This window comes from Endozoicomonas sp. Mp262 (assembly GCF_025643335.1).
In the GTDB taxonomy this organism is placed as follows: Bacteria; Pseudomonadota; Gammaproteobacteria; order Pseudomonadales; family Endozoicomonadaceae; genus Endonucleibacter.
The window spans coordinates 2,150,352-2,171,840 of the sequence record NZ_CP092489.1 but is presented as its reverse complement, the minus strand read 5'-3'; the positions used below and the strand labels follow the sequence as shown (position 1 = coordinate 2,171,840).

Below are 21,489 nucleotides of genomic sequence, written 5' to 3'. Positions count from 1 at the left end.
ATGCAGGCCAGGACTCGGGAGCAAACCCGCCAAGCTTACCTTGATGCAATGGGGATCCAGACATGGTTCCCCCGCAGGCCAGTGCCCAATGCCAAGCCTCCGCGCACATTTGACTGGTTGGAGCACCCACTCCCTAAATCTGGGGCAGCTGAACCTGCGGGTACTTCAGCTATTCCTGAAGCACCCGCTCTACCCAGCCAACCTGTCCCGGATGCAGTACCCAAACGTCAGAATTTGACGGCTGCCAAAATTCTCGGCCAGGTACAACTGGATAATAGGCCAGATCAGCCATTACCCACCTCAGGGAAAAACACCCGGCTCACTGTTGGAAAAGGTCGTCCTGCACAGCTTTCCAGCAAATTTCGCCTGGTGATCATACCTGTAAACCAGGATAACCTGGTTGTTGCAGAGATGCCCTATACCGGCATGAGCCAATTTACCCGGTTTCACCATCGGCTACTGAAAGACCTGCTAAAAGCGCTGGGAATGACCCTACCCGTACACAACACCGCCCAGGAATTCACCTGGCCCCTGCAGACCCGACTTCCCCATCAGGGGCTTCTTGGGCAGATACATCAGGATGATGGCACCGCTGCGGATGCAGTAAAAGCCTTCTTGAACAATCAGTTTGGTTTAAACCGGCAGCACACTGTATTACTGCTTGGTCAGGCCGCTGCCCGTTTTGTTATTGATCCGAACAGGTCTTTTGAAGAGCTGAAAGGGTTTCACGAACAACAACCGGGCCAACCCAAAATGATTGTCAGCCACAGTCTGAATGAACTGATGAAAATCCCCGGCTTAAAACCGGAAACCTGGCAAGACCTGAAACTTGCCATTGACCACCCATAACCCCTGCCACATTGACATGACATGATGCTTTCCTTTAGATCCATGACCACAGCAGACCTGCCCTGTATTTCCAGACTGGAAAAATCAGCAGGCCCCTACCCCTGGAATACACAACATTTCCAGGATAGCCTGAAATCCGGCCACTGTTGTAAGGTGGCACTGAAAAAGGGCGAGATAATTGGACACGGTGTTATCATGACCATCATGGACGAATCACACCTGCTTATCCTTTCTATTGATAAAAGCTACCAGGGGCAGGGGATAGGCAAAGCCCTGTTACGCCATTTGATAGAGGAAGCCGCCGCTCAAAGTGCTTCAACGCTATTCCTTGAGGTAAGGGACTCTAACGAGAAGGCATTTCAGCTATACCTGAATGAAGGATTCAATGAAGTAGGCCGTCGCAAGGACTATTACCCCGCTAAAGAAAAACGGGAAGACGCCATTGTGATGGCTCTTGACCTGGATGCCTATCAGGAATACTAAAGTTAAGAAGTGTAACCGGTATTATACGGCAAAAAACTCGATAAATACTGAAGCGAATCCCCCTACACATACCCGTCTCCAGAGGTATAATTGCGCGCCTGTTTTCCTCTGCAGAAAGGTCCATTAGTGTTGATTATCTTCACAGTCACAAATAAAGTCACAGCTCAGGTTTATGTAGGCAGCACTCGCAATGACCTGGAAAGTCAATGGGAAAAGATGGTCTCTGCCGCTGAGCAAAATATGGATTACCCCCTATATAGGGAAATCAGAACCCAGGGTGCTGACAACTTTGTTGTAGAAGAGTGGGATTGCACCGATGATCGCAGTGAGCTGGCTATACTCGAACAGGAAGCACTGGAAACCTTTGGCGCCAGGAGCCTTAAAGGCTATAAAACCAGTACGGTAAAAATACAGCCTAAAAAGAAAGCCAGGCAACGTAAATCCAGCATTGAAAAGGAACTCGCTACCCTGTTTGCCGAACTGTCTGATAACGATCCCAGTGAAGATATGGCTGCCGCCAGCTACACCAGCCAGGACGATAAAAAAACAGACACTACTAACAGCAAAAAGGAAGCCAATCAAAGCAGTTTAAAACCGGCTGTATCTACAGCAATCAAATCACTGTTTTCTCAAATGGGTGAAACAGCCAATGAACTGCAGCAATCCACAGAGCAAGAAAACACAGGGGAAAAAGAGCAACCCGTCAGTGGCTCACAGGCTAATGCCGTCGTACAAATGAGTGACATTAATTTGGGAGACGACATCACTGCACAGCTGGCAGCCATACAGGCAGCCGCAGATGCCGCCATCGCCGGAGACACCTCAAGCGCCGCTGAACTTAATTTTATAAGGGAAGAACCCAAACAGAAACAACCTGAGTCCGTACAACAACAGGCAAAAGTACCTCAACCTGAAAAAATTATAACCCTTGACCCTAAAGAGCAACGTATCCGCGATGCTATCGAGCGAAGCAGAAAGGCAAGGGCCAGTAAAACAACAGATATTCAAATGAAGGAAAAACAACAACTGGCAGCCTTGCTGGCAGAACTGGAAGCCAGGGTAAGCACCTTACAAAATATTTCCCTCGCTGCTGCCGCCTAAAAAGCCGTCCTGACCCTCCCCCCCTCTTAAACCCCTGTAAAAGCTCGTTCCCATACTGAATGGGAACGCATCCTTCCTAAACCACGCCTAATGAGTTTGGTATGTAGACCTATATATGTATATCTACAAGCTTTAAAAAAAAAATTTTTTATATATATTTAGCAGCTTTTCCAAATTCCGGTCATAGCAAAATGATTGAACAGCTATTCAAATTGAAAGAACATAATACTGACATCAAAACAGAAGTGATGGCCGGTATCACCACTTTCCTGACCATGGCTTATATCATTTTCGTCAATCCCGGCATGCTGGCCAGTACGGGAATGGATCAGGGTGCAGTCTTTGTTGCCACTTGCCTTGCGGCAGCGGTAGGCTGCCTGATTATGGGACTGTACGCCAATTACCCCATCGCTCTCGCGCCAGGAATGGGACTGAATGCGTTCTTCAGTTTTACCGTTGTGGGTCAAATGGGATACAGCTGGCAGGTTGCCCTGGGTGCCGTCTTCTTCTCAGGGCTTTGCTTCTTTCTGCTCAGTGTCTTCAAAATCAGGGAATGGATTATCAATAGCATCCCGCTCTCCCTTCGGGGTGGGATTGCCGCGGGAATTGGTTTATTTCTCGGTTTTACCGCCCTGCAAAACGCCGGCATTATTATTGATAGCCCCGACACCCTGGTAACACTGGGAGATATGTCTTCCTGGAACGCCCTGATGACTGCCCTGGGCTTCATTATTATTGTTGCCCTTTACTTCCGTAATATCACCGGTTCCGTCATGATCGGCATTCTCGCCATTACCCTGATCAGCATTATCACAGGCCACGTAGAACTGAATGGTATTATCTCCATGCCACCCAGCATTGCTCCGACATTCATGCAGCTGGATTTGGCTGGAGCCATGGAAGTCGGGCTGATCAGTATTATTTTTTCTTTTCTTTTCGTCGATCTCTTCGATACCTCAGGGACTCTTATCGCTGTTGCCCAAAAAGCAAATTTACTGGATAAGGATGGTCAGTTTCCCCGCCTTGGCCAAGCCCTGATGGCAGATAGTATTGCTTCCATGGCCGGGGCAGGACTTGGAACATCAACAACCACCAGCTATGTTGAAAGCACCGCCGGTATTGCTGCTGGCGGCCGCACCGGCCTTACTGCCGTTGTTGTTGCCCTGTTATTTCTGGCCTGTCTGTTTTTCTCACCACTGGCAGGTGTTGTTCCAGCTTACGCTACAGCACCAGCACTGATATTTGTTACCGTCCTGATGACCCACAGTCTGGTGCAAATCCACTGGGATGATATTACCGAAGCAGCCCCTGTTGTTATCGCAGCCATATCAATGCCCCTAAGCTACTCTATTACCACAGGTATCGCTTTCGGCTTTATTTCCTATACCCTTATTAAGCTGTTAAGTGGCCGTTATAAAGACCTGAATTCTGCCCTATATGTGCTATCCGCCCTGTTTGTAGTTAAACTTGCCATCTTCAATTAACAAAGGTTAGGGCACATAATACCCACCTTTTTTAATGGTTTTATAACCCCGTACCTTAACCCGGATATTCTGGTGGCATAAGGCATGGGGTTATTGCGGTAATACAATATGTCTTTAGCAGTAGTGAACCCCGAGGTCTATGAACAGCAACTTGATGATAAGTCTCATCTAATTAAGGCAGAGTTTTCCTCCTTTGACATTCCGGAACTTGAAGTGTTCAGCTCAGCTCCCAAGCACTACCGAATGCGGGCCGAGTTTAGTGTGTGGCATGATGATGATCGCAGCTACTACAGAATGTTCAACCCAGAGACTAAAGCACCATTTGAAGTCACAGAGTTTCCCGCAGGTTCGACCCGCATCTGTGAATTAATGCCAGCCCTGATGGCCGCCATTAGCCAACAACACATCCTCAGGCACCGGCTTTTTCAAATAGAATTTTTAACCACCCAGTCAGGGCAGGCGCTCATTTCCCTGATCTACCATAAAGCACTCAATGAACAGTGGGAAATTGCAGCCCGGAACCTGCAAAGCCAATTCAGCATCACCATTATCGGACGGTCTCGCAAGCAAAAGCAGGTGCTTACCCAAGACTATGTTACCGAAACCCTCACAGTGGAAGGCCGACAGTACCAATACCAGCAGGTGGAAAACAGCTTTACCCAGCCCAATGCCGGGGTTAACGAAAAGATGCTGACCTGGGCCAGCCAGTGTAGCCAGGAGAGTCAGGGTGACCTGTTAGAGCTTTACTGTGGTAATGGCAACTTTACCTGCGTGCTGGCCAGACATTTTCAAAAAGTATTGGCCACTGAAATATCAAAAACATCGGTTCATTCCGCCAGGGAAAACTTTCAGCTCAATGGTATAAACAATGTGGAAATCGCCCGTTTATCCAGTGAAGAGTTAACCCAGGCTATGAATGGCGAACGCATTTTCCGTCGCTTAAGTGATATTGACCTGCCATCCTATGATTTTTCTACTGTCTTCGTTGACCCACCCCGGGCAGGGCTTGATAAGGGCACAGAAGCACTGGTAAAGCGGTTTGAGAAAATTCTCTATATCTCCTGTAATCCAGAAACATTAAAAGCCAATCTGGATAGCATTTGTGAAACCCACCGTATTGAACGCATTGCCCTGTTTGATCAATTTCCCTATACCCATCATGCTGAAATGGGGGTTTACCTGAGAAGAAAGTCATAAGCTCTCTGGCATATCACCTCAAACAGTCTATTTTAAACAATGTTAAACCCTGTTCGGGGCATCACTAGGGTTATGCACTCAACATAGCCCTGTTCCTCCAGAGGTAAGAATGCATAGACAAACCTGGTTCACGATTACCAAGCTGATTGTGTTGGTATTTCTAATAACATCCTGCACAACAACCAGGCTTCAACAGCCCTCTGTTGATGTGGTGTTTATTGCCTATGACCAGGGGGAAAGCAACGCGTTCAAACCACTGGAGTCCACCCTGATAGCAAAGGGCATTTCCTACAACATACTGGCCATTGGCCGTGCTGCTGAAATATTTGCCAGTCATCCCAGAAAGCTTTCAATTCCACCTGTAGATGAAGTCACCTTAAAAGAAAATAGAAAGACCCCGCTCTCCCCTGAAACAATTAAAGCGATCACCCGGTCAATTTCTCCTTTTATTGTCTATACCGGTATGGCAAGCACAGCCCAGGCGCAACTGGCAAATGCATTTAAAAAGCAGGGCAGCTATTCCATCGCCTTTTACGATAATTTTGACAGTCCCTTGCGCCAGCCTTACCTGACCCCCTTCCTGGAAGAAATCCATCACCCCGATGAGTTCCATGTTCCGAGCGTTCCCACGAGCCAAAGCTTTGCAGGAATCGCACTAGCCAACCAAGCCAGAATTATTGTTACTGGGCAACCGGCACTGGAATCATGGGACGAAATTTACAAAAACACTAACGAAACAAAATTAAGGCGCGAACTTGGCTTGAACCCCAACGACCCTGTAGTACTGTTTGCTGGAGGCTACGATGATGGCTACGAACAGAGCTTTCGAGTTTTTATGGAAGCCACGAAGCAATTGCCCGACATTACCTTTTTAGTCACCCATCACCCCAAATATTCCGGCCAGCTTGAATCCCGGATTATCAATGCATTTGGTAGCAAGAATGTCAGACTGATTCCAAAAGAGGTAGCCAATACAGCCTCAGCCAGCAAACTGGCTCTGGCCATTGCCACCCATAAGTCCACCGTAGGTGCCCAGGCACTGTACAAAGGAAAGCCTGTGATTTATATCGCAGCTCAGGGCTACAGCAACTTTCTTATTGAAGGCGGCCTTGCAGACAGAACCTTCACACCCAGGGAAACGGCAGCAGCCATAAAATCAGCAATAAACAAAAGGGCGAATACATCCCCCGGACACCACCTTGGAATGCCCGCCCACCCCTCAGCGATGATAACCCACAGGCTTTCTGAAATAATCAGGGAGCAGCGGCATTAAAGCGTACCCGGTCAGAGATCCGCAACTTGATGGATTCGTGGTAAGGCAAGCTTTCGAGTCCATCGTTGAAGAAATCCCCTGGCTAGCTTTTGTTCAAATAGATATTATGTTTTACTTTAAATAAAATTTTTCACAGACAGGGAGTACCTGATGGGACTCAGGCTAACCCGCATAAAAGTTGTAACAGGGTTACTAGCCGTATTTTTTGTCGGCCTGTTATTATTCATCATCCTGGCAAATATCCTGGTGACATCTGCCACGAACCAACTGCAATATTCTGATGTGCAAAGTATTCCCTATAATCAGGTGGGACTGCTGCTGGGTACCAGCAAGTACTCAAGGGCAGGCGGCATAAATGATCATTACAGACTCAGGCTGAAAGCCGCAAAAAAATTATTTAACGCCGGAAAGATTGAATACATTTTAATCAGCGGTGATAACAGCTCACCCTATTATGACGAACCTTCCACCATTAGAAGTGACTTAATCCAAATGGGTATTCCTGAACAGAATATGTATAAGGATGACGGGGGACTAAGAACCATTGATTCCATCATCCGTGCCCAGGCTATTTTTAGTCTTGATCATTTCACCATTATCTCCCAGGGTTATCTCAATAACCGGGCACTCTATATTGCTCATCGTCAAAATATTAACGCCATAGCATTTAGTGCAGGTGATGGGTTTAAAACCGATCTTACTAATAGAGGCCGGGAGGTATTGGCAAGAGTATTGGCTGTATTAGAGCTACACTTATTTCATAATGAGCCTCAATATCAAAGTGAACCGCTTATTAATATCGGTGTAACACCCCCAACCTGAGAGGCCACGGGTTTCCCAAACCACAAAAACAAATATTGGAGGTTAGCTTAAATCAACCGGATACGTTTTTTGAAAGGTTTGGTCATCATAAATTATTTAGAGAAATCATTATGCATTCACTCCACCTTCTTTCAATCATTTTATTAATTGCATTATCGAGCCCGGCCAATTCAGAACCTGATACCCATAAAACAATAACCGTTGGTTTTTTTCCAGAAGATTACCCCCCTTTATTTTGGCATGATGAGCGAGAAGGCATTATAGAACAAACACTTGCCGCCATATCAGAGCGAAGTCATTTCCTGTTTGAACGAAAACTTTATCCTTTCAATCGCCTGATTCAACACGTTGCCGAAGGCAAGCTTGACCTGGAGGCCTGGACATCTCCTGCCTGGCGACAATCCGTCAAAGATAAGGTGTATTTTACAGAGCCATTTACCCGGCACTGTGAAATAATGGTCTTTTTAAAAGACAAACCCTTCCATGTAGAAAGCCCTAAAGACCTCATAGGCAAAAAGGTCGGAACGGTACAGGGCTTTACATTTCCCAGTTACACCGATTACTTTGATAGCAATAAAATCCAACGTATCAGTGGTAATGATGAAGAAGGTGTACTGCATATGCTAAAGCATGGCCGATCAGAACTGGCATTTATGGATGAACTTGCAGCTAATTACCTGCTAAAACAAAAACAATTCAACTCCTTCGAGTCAAAAAATCATTTTGATTGTGTCCCAATCACATTTATGTTTAATAAAGAGAAAGAAACCACTGGAAAAAAAATAAACGAAATTCTTTTAAATTTAAAACAAGAAGGCATTATTGAAAAAATTAAAAATAACTTCTCAAAAAAACAATAACAAAAACCGTCAACTCCATGACTTTTATTTAGAATAATCAAAAAAAACCTATCATTGACAAATAATTATACAAAATACCAGAAAAAACCTGAAAACTAATAAATAAATCGCATTTTCTCAAACACCACCTTTATAAATTCCTATATTTAATCCATATACACTACTTTTTTACGGGCAGGTCTAACACATTCAGATGCCACCTAACCAGCAAACAGGTTCTGAAGCAATTACATCTATTTATCATGGATAGTTCCAAAAGCCCTCGGGTTCAACACAGCCTGGCAAAAAAACTGCTAAAAAAAGTCATTCTGGCAGCGCTCACCCTTGGACTTTTTTTCAGTATCACACAAATAGTTCTGGATGCCCGTCAATCTGATAAAAAAATTGATATAAAGGCCAAACAGATTCTGGCCATGATGAAAGAACCTGCAACCAGAGCTGCCTTTCGCCTTGACTCAAAGATGGGAGAGGAAATATTACTGGGTTTACTGGCTTTACAAGAAGTGCATACAGCCAGTATCAAGCTGGTGAATGAGCAGGTACTGGCTACAGTTGAACGTCAGTCAGACAGCCCCCGGAGTTCGCACCTATCTGATTTTATCCTGTCTCCTTCAAGAAGCTATGAAACCCCTCTCTATAAAGAGGAACCCTATCACGAAACCTATGGTTCCCTGTTACTGACAATTGATACCGCCTACGATGGTAATGGCTTTATCCAGCGCTCTATTGTCATCATCTTATCCAGTATAGCCAGTGCTATCTTAATGGCTGTTCTACTGTACCTGATCTATGCCGCTGCCTTGACGGGACCTTTGAATAAAGTAATTTATCACTTGTCACAAATTAACCCCGAACACCCAGGTAAGAATCAACTTTCCACTCCCAAAGGTCATGAACACAATGAGCTGGGGCTTTGGGTCAAGACTGCCAACCAGTTATTAGCGAATGTCGAACGGAACTTTAACTTGCGGCAGAAGGCTGAAGTACAAATCATACGGCTATCCCATTACGATCACCTGACACGCCTGCCTAATCGGAAAGCTTTACAAAAACATCTATCACGCTTACTGAAACAGTCCAAAGACAACAGGGAGAATATTGCCGTTATCTGCCTTGGACTGGATGATTTCAAGTCCCTCAATGCCCAATTTAATTTTAATGTGGCAGAGCATATTCTGGTTTCTCTTTCAGACAGGCTAAGACATCATCTCAGTCAAAAAGCCTATATTGGGCGACTGGGTGAAGACCAGTTTGCAATCATTGTGTCAAAGCTGGAACAACCCTATGAAGCTGCGGAGTACGCACAGGAGCTGCTTAAGCTCTTATCCGCTCCCTTTGAGGTCAACTTTGAACAAATAACCATCAGTGCCACTATAGGCATCACTCTATACCCGAATGACGGAAACTCTGTAGACAGGCTGTTACAACAGGCTGAATTTGCAATGATCATGGCTAAATCCCGGAGCCATAACCGCTACCAGTTTTATATTGCCACCATAGATTCTGAAACCCGTCAACGGAAAAAGCTGGAAATGGATCTTCATCAGGCCCTTGAAAACCATGAGTTTAGCCTGGTTTACCAACCACAGGTGGACTTCAGAAATCATCAGGTTATCGGAGCAGAGGCCCTGCTAAGATGGAAGCACCCTGAAAAAGGCCTTATTTCACCAAACACCTTTATTCCAATGGCAGAAAATAATCTTGATATTATTCCCATTGGAAACTGGGTCTTAGAAACAGCCTGTCATAAGCTGCATGAATGGAACCTGGCCGGTTACAACAATTTGCGTATAGCGATTAACCTATCCGCCGTCCAGCTCAGGGACAAACAAATAGCAGAACACATCTCATACCTGCTGGAAAAATATCAGATCTCACCAGAAAGCCTGGAAATAGAAGTCACAGAAACATTTATTCTGGAAGATTTCGAGTTATCCGCAGAACAACTAAAAAAGATTAAGCAAATCGGAGTGACACTGGCACTGGATGATTTTGGTACAGGCTACTCATCCCTCAGTTACCTTAAACAGTTCCCCTTCGACAAAATTAAAATTGATAAATCCTTTGTGGAAGGACTACCCAATAACACAGAGAATGCGGTTATTGTTGATGCCATCATCCAGCTGGGAAGCAGCTTTAAAATATCAGTGCTGGCTGAAGGTGTTGAAACCAAGGCACAGGAAGACTATCTGGCAGGCCACGGGTGCGGTGAAGGGCAGGGCTATTACTATGGCAAACCCATGTCCGAAACAGACTTTATTGAGTACATAAAAAATCCTCCGCCCTTTTCTTAACCATAGCCCCATATTTCAGCATCAGACCATCCAGAGCCTGTCGCAAAGCTTCCCGGCTATGAACTCCTGGCTGAAAATGATCGGCTAAAGCTTGTCTGTAAACGGAACAATTTAATTCTCCCTCCAGACTTCTCTCTTCCGGCCACAATAAAACATCAGGATAAACCCCGGTCATTTCCTCCATCCATGACAGTTTTTCCTCTATTTCCATTGTTTTTACTGAAGACTGTTCCGGATTAATATTCCCGACAAATACCGTTAAAGCCTTGCTATCAGCTATAGCTTCCGCAATATCTTCCATTAATAAAGCTGGCAATACACTGGTCATAAAACTGCCCGGCCCAAGAATGATCAAGTCAGCATTTTCAATGGCGGCAACCGCTTCATGGGTTGGCTGAATAGCTGGCAACAGCATTAATCGTTCAGGACGTTCTGATAAACAATCAATGAGGGTTTCGCCAACAACCTGCTCACCCTTGATAAAACCTGCCAGACTGGCAGGCTGTTCAGACATGGGAATCAGTTGTACGTCAACCTGAAGCATTTGCCTAATCAAGTTAATGGCATCCATGGGCCTCACACACATCTGATCCATTGCTAATAAGATTAGATTACCCAGATTATGATCACTTAACTCACCGCTATCACGAAAGCGGTATTCAAACAGTATCCTTGCCAGGTTAGGACTATCAGAACATAACTGGTTAAGGCAATTTCTCAGATCTCCCCAGGCAATACATCCACTGGCTTTTCTTAGGCGACCTGTTGACCCTCCATCATCAGTGGTGGCAACTATTCCAGTCATACGATGACCCAGAAAACCAAGACTGGCCACCACCCGTCCAAGCCCATGACCTCCACCAATGGCTACAACACCCTGACACTTGTATAGCGCTTCAACTGTATTCATGTTCAATATTTAAAAATAAGGAGTAACACCCGTTCAGCGAAAGTCTCAAACCATCAGTGTCCAGTCAAGTGAAATCAGAAAATATAGCGGTACCTGACGGAGTACTTAAAAGATTTCTGCTAACCTATATGAGCGATATTTCATTTGTTGACCCTAATCAGAGTCTTCTCCCCTGAAAGATAATATGGTCTGGCATAAAAGAAAGACAACAAAACTCATTTTTTGGGTGGTCCTGAACCACTCCGTCCTGCAACAGAGTGCGGCTAGAACAGATACTCCTCTCCCGCTATTTACAACCATTACAGAGCACCAGGCTAAAGCGCTTTCTGCCTCCTTTTACACGGCAAGAAACCTCTCCACTCAATTGATTTTAAAAATTCCCAGTCAAACCATAAAAATATCCCCGAAAAAAAATACAGTAATAGCCTGGTTTGATCCAGATACAGGGTTATTACACCATCAGCAAATAATCCCTGTTACAACACCGCCCAAAAATAAAAGACTATCGTTTTATAATAAATATATAATACTCCTGCACAAGCCTTGCATTCATCAAGAAGTAGATCACTCACGGTCTTTCTATACGGCCATTCCCCCCTTTGTAAAAAAGCAAGACTCTGACACCACCCGCCCCCCGATAACCGTTAACTGGGAAGCCACCGATACCTCCGTATTACTTTTTCCCGGAAAGGATTACTCACTATTCACAACCGCAAAAGCATCCAGGCAATGGGATAATGAAAATGCAGTCATGACCAGCTCTGATCAGGAGCCTATCGCCCTATGCTGGAAGGATACCAATAATCACTTACAGCAAACTCAGCTATCAACAAACTATCTGGAACCAGCTACTGATGACAGTTCCGATTATTTATTAGCATTTTTAGCCCGACATGCCGGTGTCCATACAATAGTGACAAGCTATACCAATAGGAATGGTGAAAAAGTTTATTCAGTTATTGACCGTCAAGGCCTGAAACACACTTATACCTATGAAGAACTTCACCAGCTGTATAACGATCTACATCAAATAAACATGGAGAAAGCACTGCCTGAGAATTTTTCCGTCAATCTGCCAGCCGGAGGGGGGGAAACTCCGAAATCATGGTTTACTCGTTACCCAAGATTTCCTGTTAATTTACCTCGCTTATTAGCCATTCTCACAGAGAACCAAAAACTGCGGGAACAATTAATAAAAAAATTGAGAGAAGGCGTACCTGCCCGACAGGTCCCCAGGCATGACAAAGCCAAACGTAAGCCACCAGGAACTCATAGAAAAACAATCAGGCAGGGCGGTTCAGCTGTAAAAGATATGCGCACCTCAGCACGCCAAGAAATCATTAAAGCCATCTATAGCAGAGCCTGGCCTCAGAAGGACATCACGGCTGTGGACCAGTTAGGGGAGGATGCTTCAGACGTATTCGAGCTGGAGAAAAGAATCATTAAGGAAAAATTTGCAAACCATCAATCTATTATGGAATATAATCAGAAGATTAATGACATTCTAAAAAGTGCCAGACGGTTACCAAGTCTAAGAAGGCTTAGAGAAGAAGTAGTTCCTGATTTATGTGTACAAGCATTTGATTTTACCTATTCATTTTTCTTTATTCATTTTAATAATTATATGGATAAGCATATTTCTACAGAAGATTTAGCCTTCAAATTAATTCAAATACTGCCATCAATAGTTAAAAATAAAACACTTTTTTCCAGTGATATACCTCTAAAAACAAGGCGATTTACCAGCCAATCCAGTCTACTATTATTAATAGCCTATGTATCAGGTGAGGTTTTTAATAACCTATTTATATCTTGGGGTTCAAACGAACTTCCAAAATTTCCCGCTGATTTAATACACGAATTTAGTTTGGAAGAATGTGAAGAAGAGGGACAGACAGTGTTTATAATATATAAAATGTCTGAATTCATAACAGATTTCTGGATTTCTTTGATGCCACTATTCGATTCTGATAAAACCTGGACATCTAAAGAAGCGCAGATGGAGGAATCCATAAAAGAACAATTAAATTCATCAACAATAGCATTTACCATTAGTACTCATATGCTAACTTCAGCCGAAGGCTTACCTGACACACAAACTGATACCCTACCGATAAATGCTCTGATAAACACATTATCCTTAAATTTAAAGTATATTAACAATCTATGCAATATAGCAAAATCAGTCAATAAAATAGGCTGGGATCAATTATTAAAAGACCCATTGATAGCGAACAGATATTTACATTTAGTAGTTCAAGCTACAAGGGATTTACATTCAACAGTCCATAAAATAGATGAAATAGATCTAAACACAGCGCATCAAGATTGTTTTGATCAGATCAATAGATTCATAAATATATCAAAAACACACATAAATAAATACATAGAAACTGAGGCAAATAAAAGGTGTATGGATGACGATTCATTGACAAACTGCCAGCGGGCTAAAACAGCTATTCAGAACATGGAAGAGTATCAACTTAAATATAAAAAGCTCTACGATTCAGCCATAAAAAAACAGGAGCTAGCCATTCTAGCTTTAGTGCAAGCAGATGATAAAGAAAGAGAAAAAAAGATCAAAAAAGCAGAAAAAATGCAAAGAAATAGAAAAGCATGTGTCAAATCAGCTTTATCTATGATACCCAAACCCGAGGAAGTAACCTATAGCCAGACAACAGGTAGAACATATTCAGAAAAAATAGCACCTTTATCATTATGGGAAGCCCAAATGACACAGGCAGCATTTTATTTTTTCCATGGAGATATCGTTAAAACCGAGGAATGCCTAGAATCAGCATGCGAAAACGTACTAACATCCGAGTACAATCATTTACTATTCATCACCTATTGTGAAAAAATTTCCATGCATTCTGACATTTTAAGAAAAACAGCCAGAAGGCTTATGGACTATAAAAAACCCATGGAGCACTTTGAAAAATTCATGGAAGAAATAGAACTAGAAACTGTAGAAACCATTTTAACCAAAATAGAACCCCCATTATCCATTGATAAAAATATTCGGGTACTCCATGAATCTGGCATCACACCACCCACTTTTGAAAAACGACATGCTTATGTCAATTATGCAAATAAGACACTAGACGAATTACAGATGAATAAAGACAAGTTAAACATTTTATTTAAAACCCTGCAAAATACTGCTGATAAATTTCACAGACAAATGGAAGATCTCCACTTAAGTATATCAAACCCGGTCTGTCAGTCATATATAGATTTCACGGTAAAAGCCCTTGAGCGCGTTAGTGATATAGAACGCTGGCTGCATGGTCGGGATAAAAAAATAGAAGCTGCACTACAGAAAAATAAGGCGCTCATGAAGCTTATTGGCATCTACGGCCGTAAATCTGGCTTTACCACCCCCGCTCATGAAACAGTAGTAACATTAAAGGCCAAAGAGCTCGGGGCTACCGATATCTCAGAGGATACCAGCATAGAAAGCCTCTGCCTGGCACTAACCTTATGTATGCCCAGGATTCCATCGACACTCCCGGAACCATCAAAACCCGGCGATTCACAAAAAATGCAGCTTCCGGAAAACGTCAAAGATTCACTGGTAAAGATGCTCCAACAGATGAAAACACGCAAAGACGACCACCTCCGATCAGAAGCTTCAGCATGGTAATTTACAAAACGGGGAGTCTTGATTCCAAATAGCGCCCTAGCGATTGCACCTCAACATTACCCAGCCCCAGCTTACTTCGCCGCCAAAGTATATCTTCAACACTACAGGCCCATTCACTCTCTATCAAATAATCAACTTCTTTACTAGTAAGCCCTGCTCCAAAGTGCTCACCAAGATCAGAAAAAGAAGACGCCTTTGTTAAAAAGCAGTGAGCAAGCGAACCATAGCTTGAGCTATATCTGAGGGCTTGCTCTTTAGTCAGCCATGGATATTCTTTCAGAAGTTCAGAAGTATAAGTAGCTGGCGACAGGACACCCTCCCCTCCGGGCAGAACACTGGTTTTAGTCCAGCAAGGCCCTGTCCCGGGGAAGTACGAAGCCAGTTCATCAACAACAGCCTCTCCCAGTTTTCTGTAGGTGGTCAGCTTACCACCAAAAATCGACACAAGAGGGGCTTTACCATCCTGATCATTCATCTCAATAGCATAGTCTCTGGTAATAGCCTGCGGTGCTTTGGCATCATCCTGACACAATGACCGAACCCCGGAATAACTCCAGATAACATCATTTGGTGAAATTTGCCGATTAAAATGGCGATTAACAATACCACAAAGATAATTGACTTCTTCACTAGAACAGCTTGCTTCCGAAGGATCTCCTGAAAACTCCACATCGGTGGTACCCACTAATGAGAATTCATTCAGATAGGGCAACACAAAAACAATACGGCCATCATCACATTGCAGAATAAAAGCACGACGTTCATTGTGCATAGCTGGAACCACAATATGGCTGCCTTTTACCAGACAAACAGTTTTCTGTCCCGCTATTCCCACTGTGCTTTCCAGCACCTGTTGAACCCAGGGACCGGCAGCATTAACCAGGACCCTGGATCGTACTGTTTCCTCCGCACCTGATTTAAGATCACGCCAGTGGATATGCCAGTGTCCTTCCCTCCTGCTGGCATCAAGAACCTCTGTGTAGGTTCTGACATCTCCACCCAGCTGTTTTAATTGCATGGCATTTAACACCACCAGCCGGGCATCATCAATCCAGACATCAGAATATTCAAACCCCTTTTTAAAAGCAGGATTCAGCGGGGATACCTGACTAAAATCAACCATTTTACAACTCGGTAAGGTTGTACGACGGCTCAAGTGATCATAGATAAACAGGCCTGTTCTAATTAACCAGGCGGGTCTCAGTTGTGGTCTGTGGGGAAGACAAAAGCGCATAGGGGTAGCAATATGCGGGGCTTTTTTCAGCATAACTTCCCGTTCCGCCAACGCCTCTTTAACCAGACGAAAATCGAAATGCTCCAGATACCTTAAGCCCCCATGAATCAACTTACTGGAGGCTGATGAGGTGGCTCCGCCAAGATCACCCTTGTCACACAGACCAACCTTTAGTCCCCTGCCAGCAGCATCATTGGCAATGCCAACACCATTAATCCCGCCACCAATAACAAACAGATCAAAAATCGGGTTGCCAGAGTTACCCACACCGATGTCCTCTAGGTTCTCTTGAGCTCTACAATCCTTGGCGTAATCAAGAACATCCTAACAACCTTGCTTTTCGTTTCCGTATCCGTTCTAAATAGTGATCCCAAAACAGGAAGATCACCTAATACAGGAATTTTAGTGCTTGAGTTAGAGTCATTCTCTTTATAGAAACCGCCAATTAGCAGACTTTCACTTTCATGCACCACCGCCTGGGTATTAATTGAGCTATTACTGATTCTGGGAGCAGAATCAGTGGGTAATGTATTATCTGAACCATCCTCTATATTGATGCTCATATGAATTTTCCGGCTATCTTGCTCCGTCACGATTCTAGGCGTCACCTGAACAACAATACCCGATGTCACGGGAAATAGCTGAGCATCCTGATTCGCTTCTACTTTTACATACCGGGTATTGCTACTATCAAGCACCGCCTCAAGGTTATCCAGGGTTAAGATAGAGGGCCGGGATAAAATCCTTGCATCCCCTTCTTTGGCCAGCAACTGGATATTTGCAGTAAAACTGTTAAACCGCGCTGATAGAATCGTCGTAAACGCAGGTCTTTCATTATCAGCAAAGTTTGGATCAAACTTAAATTCACCCAATTCATTGGCCCTTATATTATTGTAATCAACCCCCAGGGCATCGAGCTTTGAGGTACTGACATCAATAATAGAAACGCTGATCTCTATTTGGGCCGTAGGCTTATCAAGTGCCTTGACAAGTTTCCCATACATGGCCATCTTACTTTCCAGGTCATGGACAATCACCGCATTCAGGCGGGGATCAGCATTAATAAATACCGTTTCAGCCTCAGTTCCTTCATTAAGCTGTTTCTTTCCTCTGTCCTTGGCAGGTACTTCCTGCTCTTTATCCTTCAGGGATCTTGATACCCGGGCTGCCGGTTCTATAGGGGGGATCGTTGTCTCTTTTTTGGAAACCCTGGCAACACCACCCCCATTAATTATATTCTGCAAAAGCGTAGCAACGCCGGGAACAGTGACCTGATCCCCCCTGAAATTAAAGCTCTTATCGGTAGCCCAGGCGTATTTCAACTTAAAGGTACAAACGGTGAGCTTGCTTTTCTGCCGCATCCCTTCTTTAGCATCCAGTAACTCTGCCGTCCGGCTGACCAGTTCCACAAAACGGGGTGGCCCTGAAATAAAGACTAACCCTTCCTCTGGCTGAGCCTTCCAGAAAAACCGGTCATCCCATACTCCCACCTTTTCCAGCGTGTGTTTGAGGTCCTTGGCATTCATATAGCTCAAGCTAAGAATTTGCTGTTGGGAAGCATTGGCATTGTAGACATAGAGTGTATGGCCATCAAAATACCAGATAAAACCATAGATATTTGACATATGCTCCAGAAAATCAACAGGAGTCAATGGCCCAATTTTACCATTAACCTCACCATCGACGTTTTCAGCAAGTACAAGAGGCACATAATAACTGGCAGAAAAATTTTCCAGCACATCAGCCAGGCTCTCACTACTTCCATAGTAAGCATAGGGCCGATCCCCAAATGCTGATTCTGCCGGGGATTTTTTTATTTTATCCCCTTTATTGCTTCCCGGGCTTGGACGATTCATGACACTCATCTGGGCAATATCAGTACCACAGACATAGTCCAGTTTTTCATAGCTTTCAGAGACAGGATTACTGCTGGCATTATCACCCAGTCCCTCATCCAGAATTTCCTGCACATAGTTATAATCAACGGGAGGCTCCACTTGAATCTCGGCATCGGACATTGACGGCGAGCAGTAATCAAGGTGTGGTGGAAGCTGAATGCCCTGTCCTACTAAAAGCTGCTCAGACTCCCCAAGCTGGTTAAGGTGCATCAGTTCCTGAACATTGGCACCGTAGCCCTGGGCAATAACATCCAGGCTCTCCCCTGGCCTGACCCAGTGAATACACGCCTGGGAATCAAGGGGGGTCCAGTCAACACCGGCATAAGCATCAAGAACAAAAGAAAACGCTAGTATAAAGCGAAGGGCAGAAGACGCTGTTCCCTTAATTGGCATCAGACGCAGCCTCCATGCTTTTGTCTGTCAAAACAGCTTATCTATTACAATATCTTTTTTTATATCAAATCATCGCCATAGTAACCAGCCTTCTGCCTCCATTAGCTACAGAGGAAAGCCAGACAGCCGATAGATTCACCAATAAATCGAAAAAATAAGCAGGTCTGTTTCATGGATGCCATCTCATTTACCCATGGTCTTTCAGGGATATCAACAGCCCAAAAAGATCATATTGATCAGGACTTCCCTAAAAATAAATCCGATTTCAAGCCATCAGGTGAAAATGTTATTGCCTATATCTGGCGAGCCCTGGATTTTGGCAAAACCTTTGAACATAAAGAAATGCGCTTTGCCCTTAGTTTTCCGGGCCATAATCAGGCTATTTCCCCTGATGAGCATAATATGATGACCCATATGGCCCTCAATGTACTCCAGCAATATGTGGATGAAGGCCCCGAGATTCAGCAGGCCCTTTCTGTATTAAAAGAATCCAAGGAGTTACAGGAAGCACTCTATATGAGCAGAAATGTACTCCATGCCGCATAAAGGATCACCTTAATGGACAAGCCACTAAAGCAATGGCTGCTCGCTCAGGCTGCTTATTACCTTGAGTACCTTCAGCCCAAAAAGGCCATTGCCTTGCTTGAGGCTGTTCGCAAACTTGATCCCAACGAACCTGATGTTCATCGCATGCTCAGCTATGCCTACCTGAAAGCAAACAGGCCTGAAGAATCCATCAAGTCTGCCGATAGTTTCATGCAGTGTGTGAAACCTGGAACAGATACCCGGGCTATAAAGTGGATCAAGGGGCGCGCCCTTCTCAAGAAGAAAAAGTCTGCCGCCCTTTAAAGCCAAACCGAGTTGTCTGCTGACTCCCGGCTGGCCCACACAACAGCCCCAGCAAAAGCGACCATAAACTATGAACCCTATGCTCTCGGGGCTAAATAAGCTGGGTCAGCGCAATGACCTGGTGCTTGCCGTCCTTCTGGTCGCCATCATCGGCCTGATTATCCTCCCCATGCCCACCCCGTTGGTGGATTTGCTGATAGCGCTCAATATGGGGATTTCAACCATTCTATTGATGACTTCTATTTACCTGAGGTCGCCATTGGAGTTTTCATCCTTTCCCGCGGTATTGCTGGTGACCACCCTGTTCCGCCTCGCGCTTTCCATTACCACTACTCGACTGATTCTACTACAGGCCGATGCCGGTCAGATTGTCTATACCTTCGGTAACTTTGTGGTGGGTGGTAACCTGATCGTTGGTATTGTTATCTTCCTGATCATCACCATTGTCCAGTTCCTGGTTATTACCAAGGGTTCCGAGCGTGTGGCAGAAGTGAGTGCCCGCTTCTCACTTGATGGTATGCCAGGCAAGCAAATGAGTATTGATGCTGATCTCCGCTCAGGCGCTATCGAGATGGAAGAGGCTCAGAAACGCAGGGAGCTGGTGCAGAAAGAGTCCCAGATGTATGGTTCCATGGACGGTGCCATGAAGTTCGTAAAAGGGGATGCCATCGCTGGCCTTATTATCATCTTTGTTAATATTACCGCCGGGGTTGCCATTGGTTCAGGTAATGGCATGGCTGCCGGGGAAGCCCTTCAGCTCTATGCCATACTGACAGTGGGTGATGGCCTGATTTCCCAGATTCCTGCGCTCTTGATATCCATCACTTCAGGCATCATCGTTACCCGGGTTTCCAACGAAGAAGCCAAAGACCTGGGTAATGAAATCGGCAGCCAATTAACAGACAAGCCTAAAGCTCTGGTAGTGGGCGGATTCCTGCTACTGGGCTTCGCCCTGATACCGGGTTTTCCCACCATTACCTTTTTGTCCCTGGCGCTATTTATTGGCGGCGGTGGCTACCTGTTAATGAAAAAAACATCCAATGCCCGTATTGCCGAAGAGCAGGGTGGCATTCCAGCCATGGCGGCAGCCACAGAAACGCCAAGTGAAGCCAAATCCCGGCTGGACCAGCAGGAGGAATTTACCCAGACACTGCCATTAATTATTGATGTACCCACATCCATTCAACACACCCTGAATACTAATACCCTGAATACGGAATTACTCAAAGTAAGGAAAGCACTGTATATGGATCTGGGCGTTCCTTTTCCCGGCATTCACCTTCGGTTCAATGATTCCATGACCGACAATACCTATTCCATTCTTCTTCAGGAAGTACCGGTTGCCAGTGGCTACTTTAAAACGGATTACCTGTTTGCCCGTGAAACCCCTGATCACCTGGAAATGCTAAAGATTCCCTATGAGCAGGAAGAAGAATTCCTGCCCAGTCTGGATACTGTCTGGGTCAGTGAAAACTACAGGGACAAGCTGGAAAAAAATAATGTCAATCATATGGATGCATCAAAGATTCTAACATTCCACCTGGCCCATGTTCTGAAAAAATATGCCGAAGAATTTATAGGCATTCAGGAAACCCGTTACCTCGTAGAAAAGATGGAAGGCAGCTTTGGGGAACTTATTAAAGAAGTCCAGCGACTCCTGCCCATTAATAAAATCACCGAAATTTTTCAACGACTGGTATCGGAAGATATATCCATCCGGAATCTTCGCTCAATCCTTCAGTCCCTGGTGGTGTGGGGACACAAAGAAAAAGAAGTTGTGCAACTCACTGAGTATGTCAGATCCTCGTTGAAGCGTTTTATCAGCTACAAATACTCCAATGGCAAAAATATGCTGCCGGTTTACCTGTTAGACCAGGACGTAGAAGACACCATTCGGGGAGGCATCAGACAAACATCAGCAGGCAGCTATCTGGCTCTCGACCCGCAAACATCTGCACGTTTTGTGGAAACTGTAAAAAATACCGTAGGCAAAATTGGGCATCTGGAGCATAAGCCCGTCCTCATCACCTCCATGGATATCCGCCGTTATGTGAGAAAGCTGATTGAGCTGGAAGTCTATGACTTGTCGGTGTTATCCCACCAGGAACTGACGGAAGAGATTACGGTTCAGCCTTTGGGTAGGATTTCTCTCTAAATAAAGGCATGCACATTATCAAAAGTTACGAAAATTGTGTC

The 21,489-nt window shown here is 44.6% G+C and carries 16 protein-coding genes; 13 read left to right on the top strand and 3 right to left on the bottom strand.

What is annotated here, in order from left to right; genetic code table 11:
• The 9 genes from MJ595_RS09615 (at position 1) to MJ595_RS09575 (ending at position 10,363) form a co-directional block, all read left to right on the top strand.
• Entirely contained in the window at positions 1–849 is an 849-nt protein-coding gene (locus MJ595_RS09615) for a hypothetical protein (RefSeq protein ID WP_263322113.1), read from the top strand.
• Between the two features lie 21 nt (positions 850–870).
• Positions 871–1,332 carry a ribosomal protein S18-alanine N-acetyltransferase gene (gene rimI, locus MJ595_RS09610; protein ID WP_263322112.1) on the top strand — a complete coding sequence of 154 codons (462 nt, stop codon included), beginning with the start codon at positions 871–873 and terminating at the stop codon, positions 1,330–1,332.
• A gap of 126 nt (positions 1,333–1,458) precedes the next feature.
• On the top strand, positions 1,459–2,433 hold the full coding sequence (locus tag MJ595_RS09605; protein WP_263322111.1) for a GIY-YIG nuclease family protein: 975 nt from the start codon (positions 1,459–1,461) through the stop codon (positions 2,431–2,433).
• Positions 2,434–2,624: 191 nt separating this feature from the next.
• Complete coding sequence (locus MJ595_RS09600) at positions 2,625–3,917, top strand: NCS2 family permease (RefSeq protein WP_263322110.1); 1,293 nt, start codon at positions 2,625–2,627, stop codon at positions 3,915–3,917.
• A 108-nt stretch (positions 3,918–4,025) separates the two neighbouring features.
• A complete protein-coding gene (trmA, locus tag MJ595_RS09595) occupies positions 4,026–5,114 on the top strand; it encodes a tRNA (uridine(54)-C5)-methyltransferase TrmA (RefSeq protein ID WP_263322109.1) in 1,089 nt (362 codons plus the stop codon).
• 109 nt (positions 5,115–5,223) lie between these two features.
• Positions 5,224–6,387 (top strand): hypothetical protein, encoded by a 1,164-nt coding sequence (locus MJ595_RS09590; protein WP_263322108.1) that lies wholly within the window; start codon positions 5,224–5,226, stop codon positions 6,385–6,387.
• Positions 6,388–6,537: 150 nt separating this feature from the next.
• The gene (locus tag MJ595_RS09585; RefSeq protein WP_263322107.1) at positions 6,538–7,209 is read left to right on the top strand and encodes a YdcF family protein; all 672 of its coding nucleotides are present in this window, start codon (positions 6,538–6,540) and stop codon (positions 7,207–7,209) included.
• A 110-nt stretch (positions 7,210–7,319) separates the two neighbouring features.
• The gene (locus MJ595_RS09580; protein WP_263322106.1) at positions 7,320–8,069 is read left to right on the top strand and encodes a transporter substrate-binding domain-containing protein; all 750 of its coding nucleotides are present in this window, start codon (positions 7,320–7,322) and stop codon (positions 8,067–8,069) included.
• A gap of 242 nt (positions 8,070–8,311) precedes the next feature.
• A complete protein-coding gene (locus tag MJ595_RS09575; protein WP_263322105.1) occupies positions 8,312–10,363 on the top strand; it encodes an EAL domain-containing protein in 2,052 nt (683 codons plus the stop codon).
• Here MJ595_RS09575 and yvcK read toward each other — a convergent pair.
• Positions 10,326–11,273, bottom strand: coding sequence for a uridine diphosphate-N-acetylglucosamine-binding protein YvcK (gene yvcK / locus MJ595_RS09570; RefSeq protein ID WP_263322104.1), 948 nt, complete (start codon positions 11,271–11,273; stop codon positions 10,326–10,328). The two genes, MJ595_RS09575 and yvcK, sit on opposite strands and share 38 nt — an antisense overlap.
• 184 nt (positions 11,274–11,457) lie before the next feature.
• On the opposite strand from yvcK, the gene MJ595_RS09565 reads away from it, so the two are divergent.
• Entirely contained in the window at positions 11,458–14,919 is a 3,462-nt protein-coding gene (locus tag MJ595_RS09565) for a hypothetical protein (RefSeq protein ID WP_263322103.1), read from the top strand.
• A gap of 1 nt (position 14,920) precedes the next feature.
• Here MJ595_RS09565 and glpD read toward each other — a convergent pair whose 3' ends face one another.
• Positions 14,921–16,420: a glycerol-3-phosphate dehydrogenase gene (glpD, locus tag MJ595_RS09560; RefSeq protein ID WP_263322102.1), complete on the bottom strand. Its 1,500-nt coding sequence runs from the start codon at positions 16,418–16,420 to the stop codon at positions 14,921–14,923.
• Positions 16,421–16,431: 11 nt separating this feature from the next.
• A complete protein-coding gene (gene sctC, locus MJ595_RS09555; RefSeq protein ID WP_263322101.1) occupies positions 16,432–18,444 on the bottom strand; it encodes a type III secretion system outer membrane ring subunit SctC in 2,013 nt (670 codons plus the stop codon).
• 171 nt (positions 18,445–18,615) lie between these two features.
• On the opposite strand from sctC, the gene MJ595_RS09550 reads away from it, so the two are divergent.
• The 3 genes from MJ595_RS09550 to sctV all read left to right on the top strand — a co-directional run bounded on the left by MJ595_RS09550 (position 18,616) and on the right by sctV (position 21,448).
• The gene (locus MJ595_RS09550; protein WP_263322100.1) at positions 18,616–18,990 is read left to right on the top strand and encodes a hypothetical protein; all 375 of its coding nucleotides are present in this window, start codon (positions 18,616–18,618) and stop codon (positions 18,988–18,990) included.
• Positions 18,991–19,002: 12 nt separating this feature from the next.
• The gene (locus MJ595_RS09545; protein WP_263322099.1) at positions 19,003–19,293 is read left to right on the top strand and encodes a tetratricopeptide repeat protein; all 291 of its coding nucleotides are present in this window, start codon (positions 19,003–19,005) and stop codon (positions 19,291–19,293) included.
• 70 nt (positions 19,294–19,363) lie between these two features.
• On the top strand, positions 19,364–21,448 hold the full coding sequence (gene sctV / locus MJ595_RS09540) for a type III secretion system export apparatus subunit SctV (RefSeq protein ID WP_263322098.1): 2,085 nt from the start codon (positions 19,364–19,366) through the stop codon (positions 21,446–21,448).
• Positions 21,449–21,489: the final 41 nt, after the last annotated feature.

Bases quoted from the DNA above. Each gene is read 5' to 3' on its own strand.
- MJ595_RS09615 (WP_263322113.1), top strand. From the start codon at position 1: ATGCAGGCCAGGACTCGGGAGCAAACCCGCCAAGCTTACCTTGATGCA.
- rimI (WP_263322112.1), top strand. From the start codon at position 871: ATGATGCTTTCCTTTAGATCCATGACCACAGCAGACCTGCCCTGTATT.
- MJ595_RS09600 (WP_263322110.1), top strand. From the start codon at position 2,625: ATGATTGAACAGCTATTCAAATTGAAAGAACATAATACTGACATCAAA.
- trmA (WP_263322109.1), top strand. From the start codon at position 4,026: ATGTCTTTAGCAGTAGTGAACCCCGAGGTCTATGAACAGCAACTTGAT.
- MJ595_RS09590 (WP_263322108.1), top strand. From the start codon at position 5,224: ATGCATAGACAAACCTGGTTCACGATTACCAAGCTGATTGTGTTGGTA.
- MJ595_RS09585 (WP_263322107.1), top strand. From the start codon at position 6,538: ATGGGACTCAGGCTAACCCGCATAAAAGTTGTAACAGGGTTACTAGCC.
- MJ595_RS09580 (WP_263322106.1), top strand. From the start codon at position 7,320: ATGCATTCACTCCACCTTCTTTCAATCATTTTATTAATTGCATTATCG.
- MJ595_RS09575 (WP_263322105.1), top strand. From the start codon at position 8,312: ATGGATAGTTCCAAAAGCCCTCGGGTTCAACACAGCCTGGCAAAAAAA.
- yvcK (WP_263322104.1), bottom strand. From the start codon at position 11,273: ATGAATACAGTTGAAGCGCTATACAAGTGTCAGGGTGTTGTAGCCATT.
- MJ595_RS09565 (WP_263322103.1), top strand. From the start codon at position 11,458: ATGGTCTGGCATAAAAGAAAGACAACAAAACTCATTTTTTGGGTGGTC.
- sctC (WP_263322101.1), bottom strand. From the start codon at position 18,444: ATGCCAATTAAGGGAACAGCGTCTTCTGCCCTTCGCTTTATACTAGCG.
- MJ595_RS09550 (WP_263322100.1), top strand. From the start codon at position 18,616: ATGGATGCCATCTCATTTACCCATGGTCTTTCAGGGATATCAACAGCC.
- MJ595_RS09545 (WP_263322099.1), top strand. From the start codon at position 19,003: ATGGACAAGCCACTAAAGCAATGGCTGCTCGCTCAGGCTGCTTATTAC.
- sctV (WP_263322098.1), top strand. From the start codon at position 19,364: ATGAACCCTATGCTCTCGGGGCTAAATAAGCTGGGTCAGCGCAATGAC.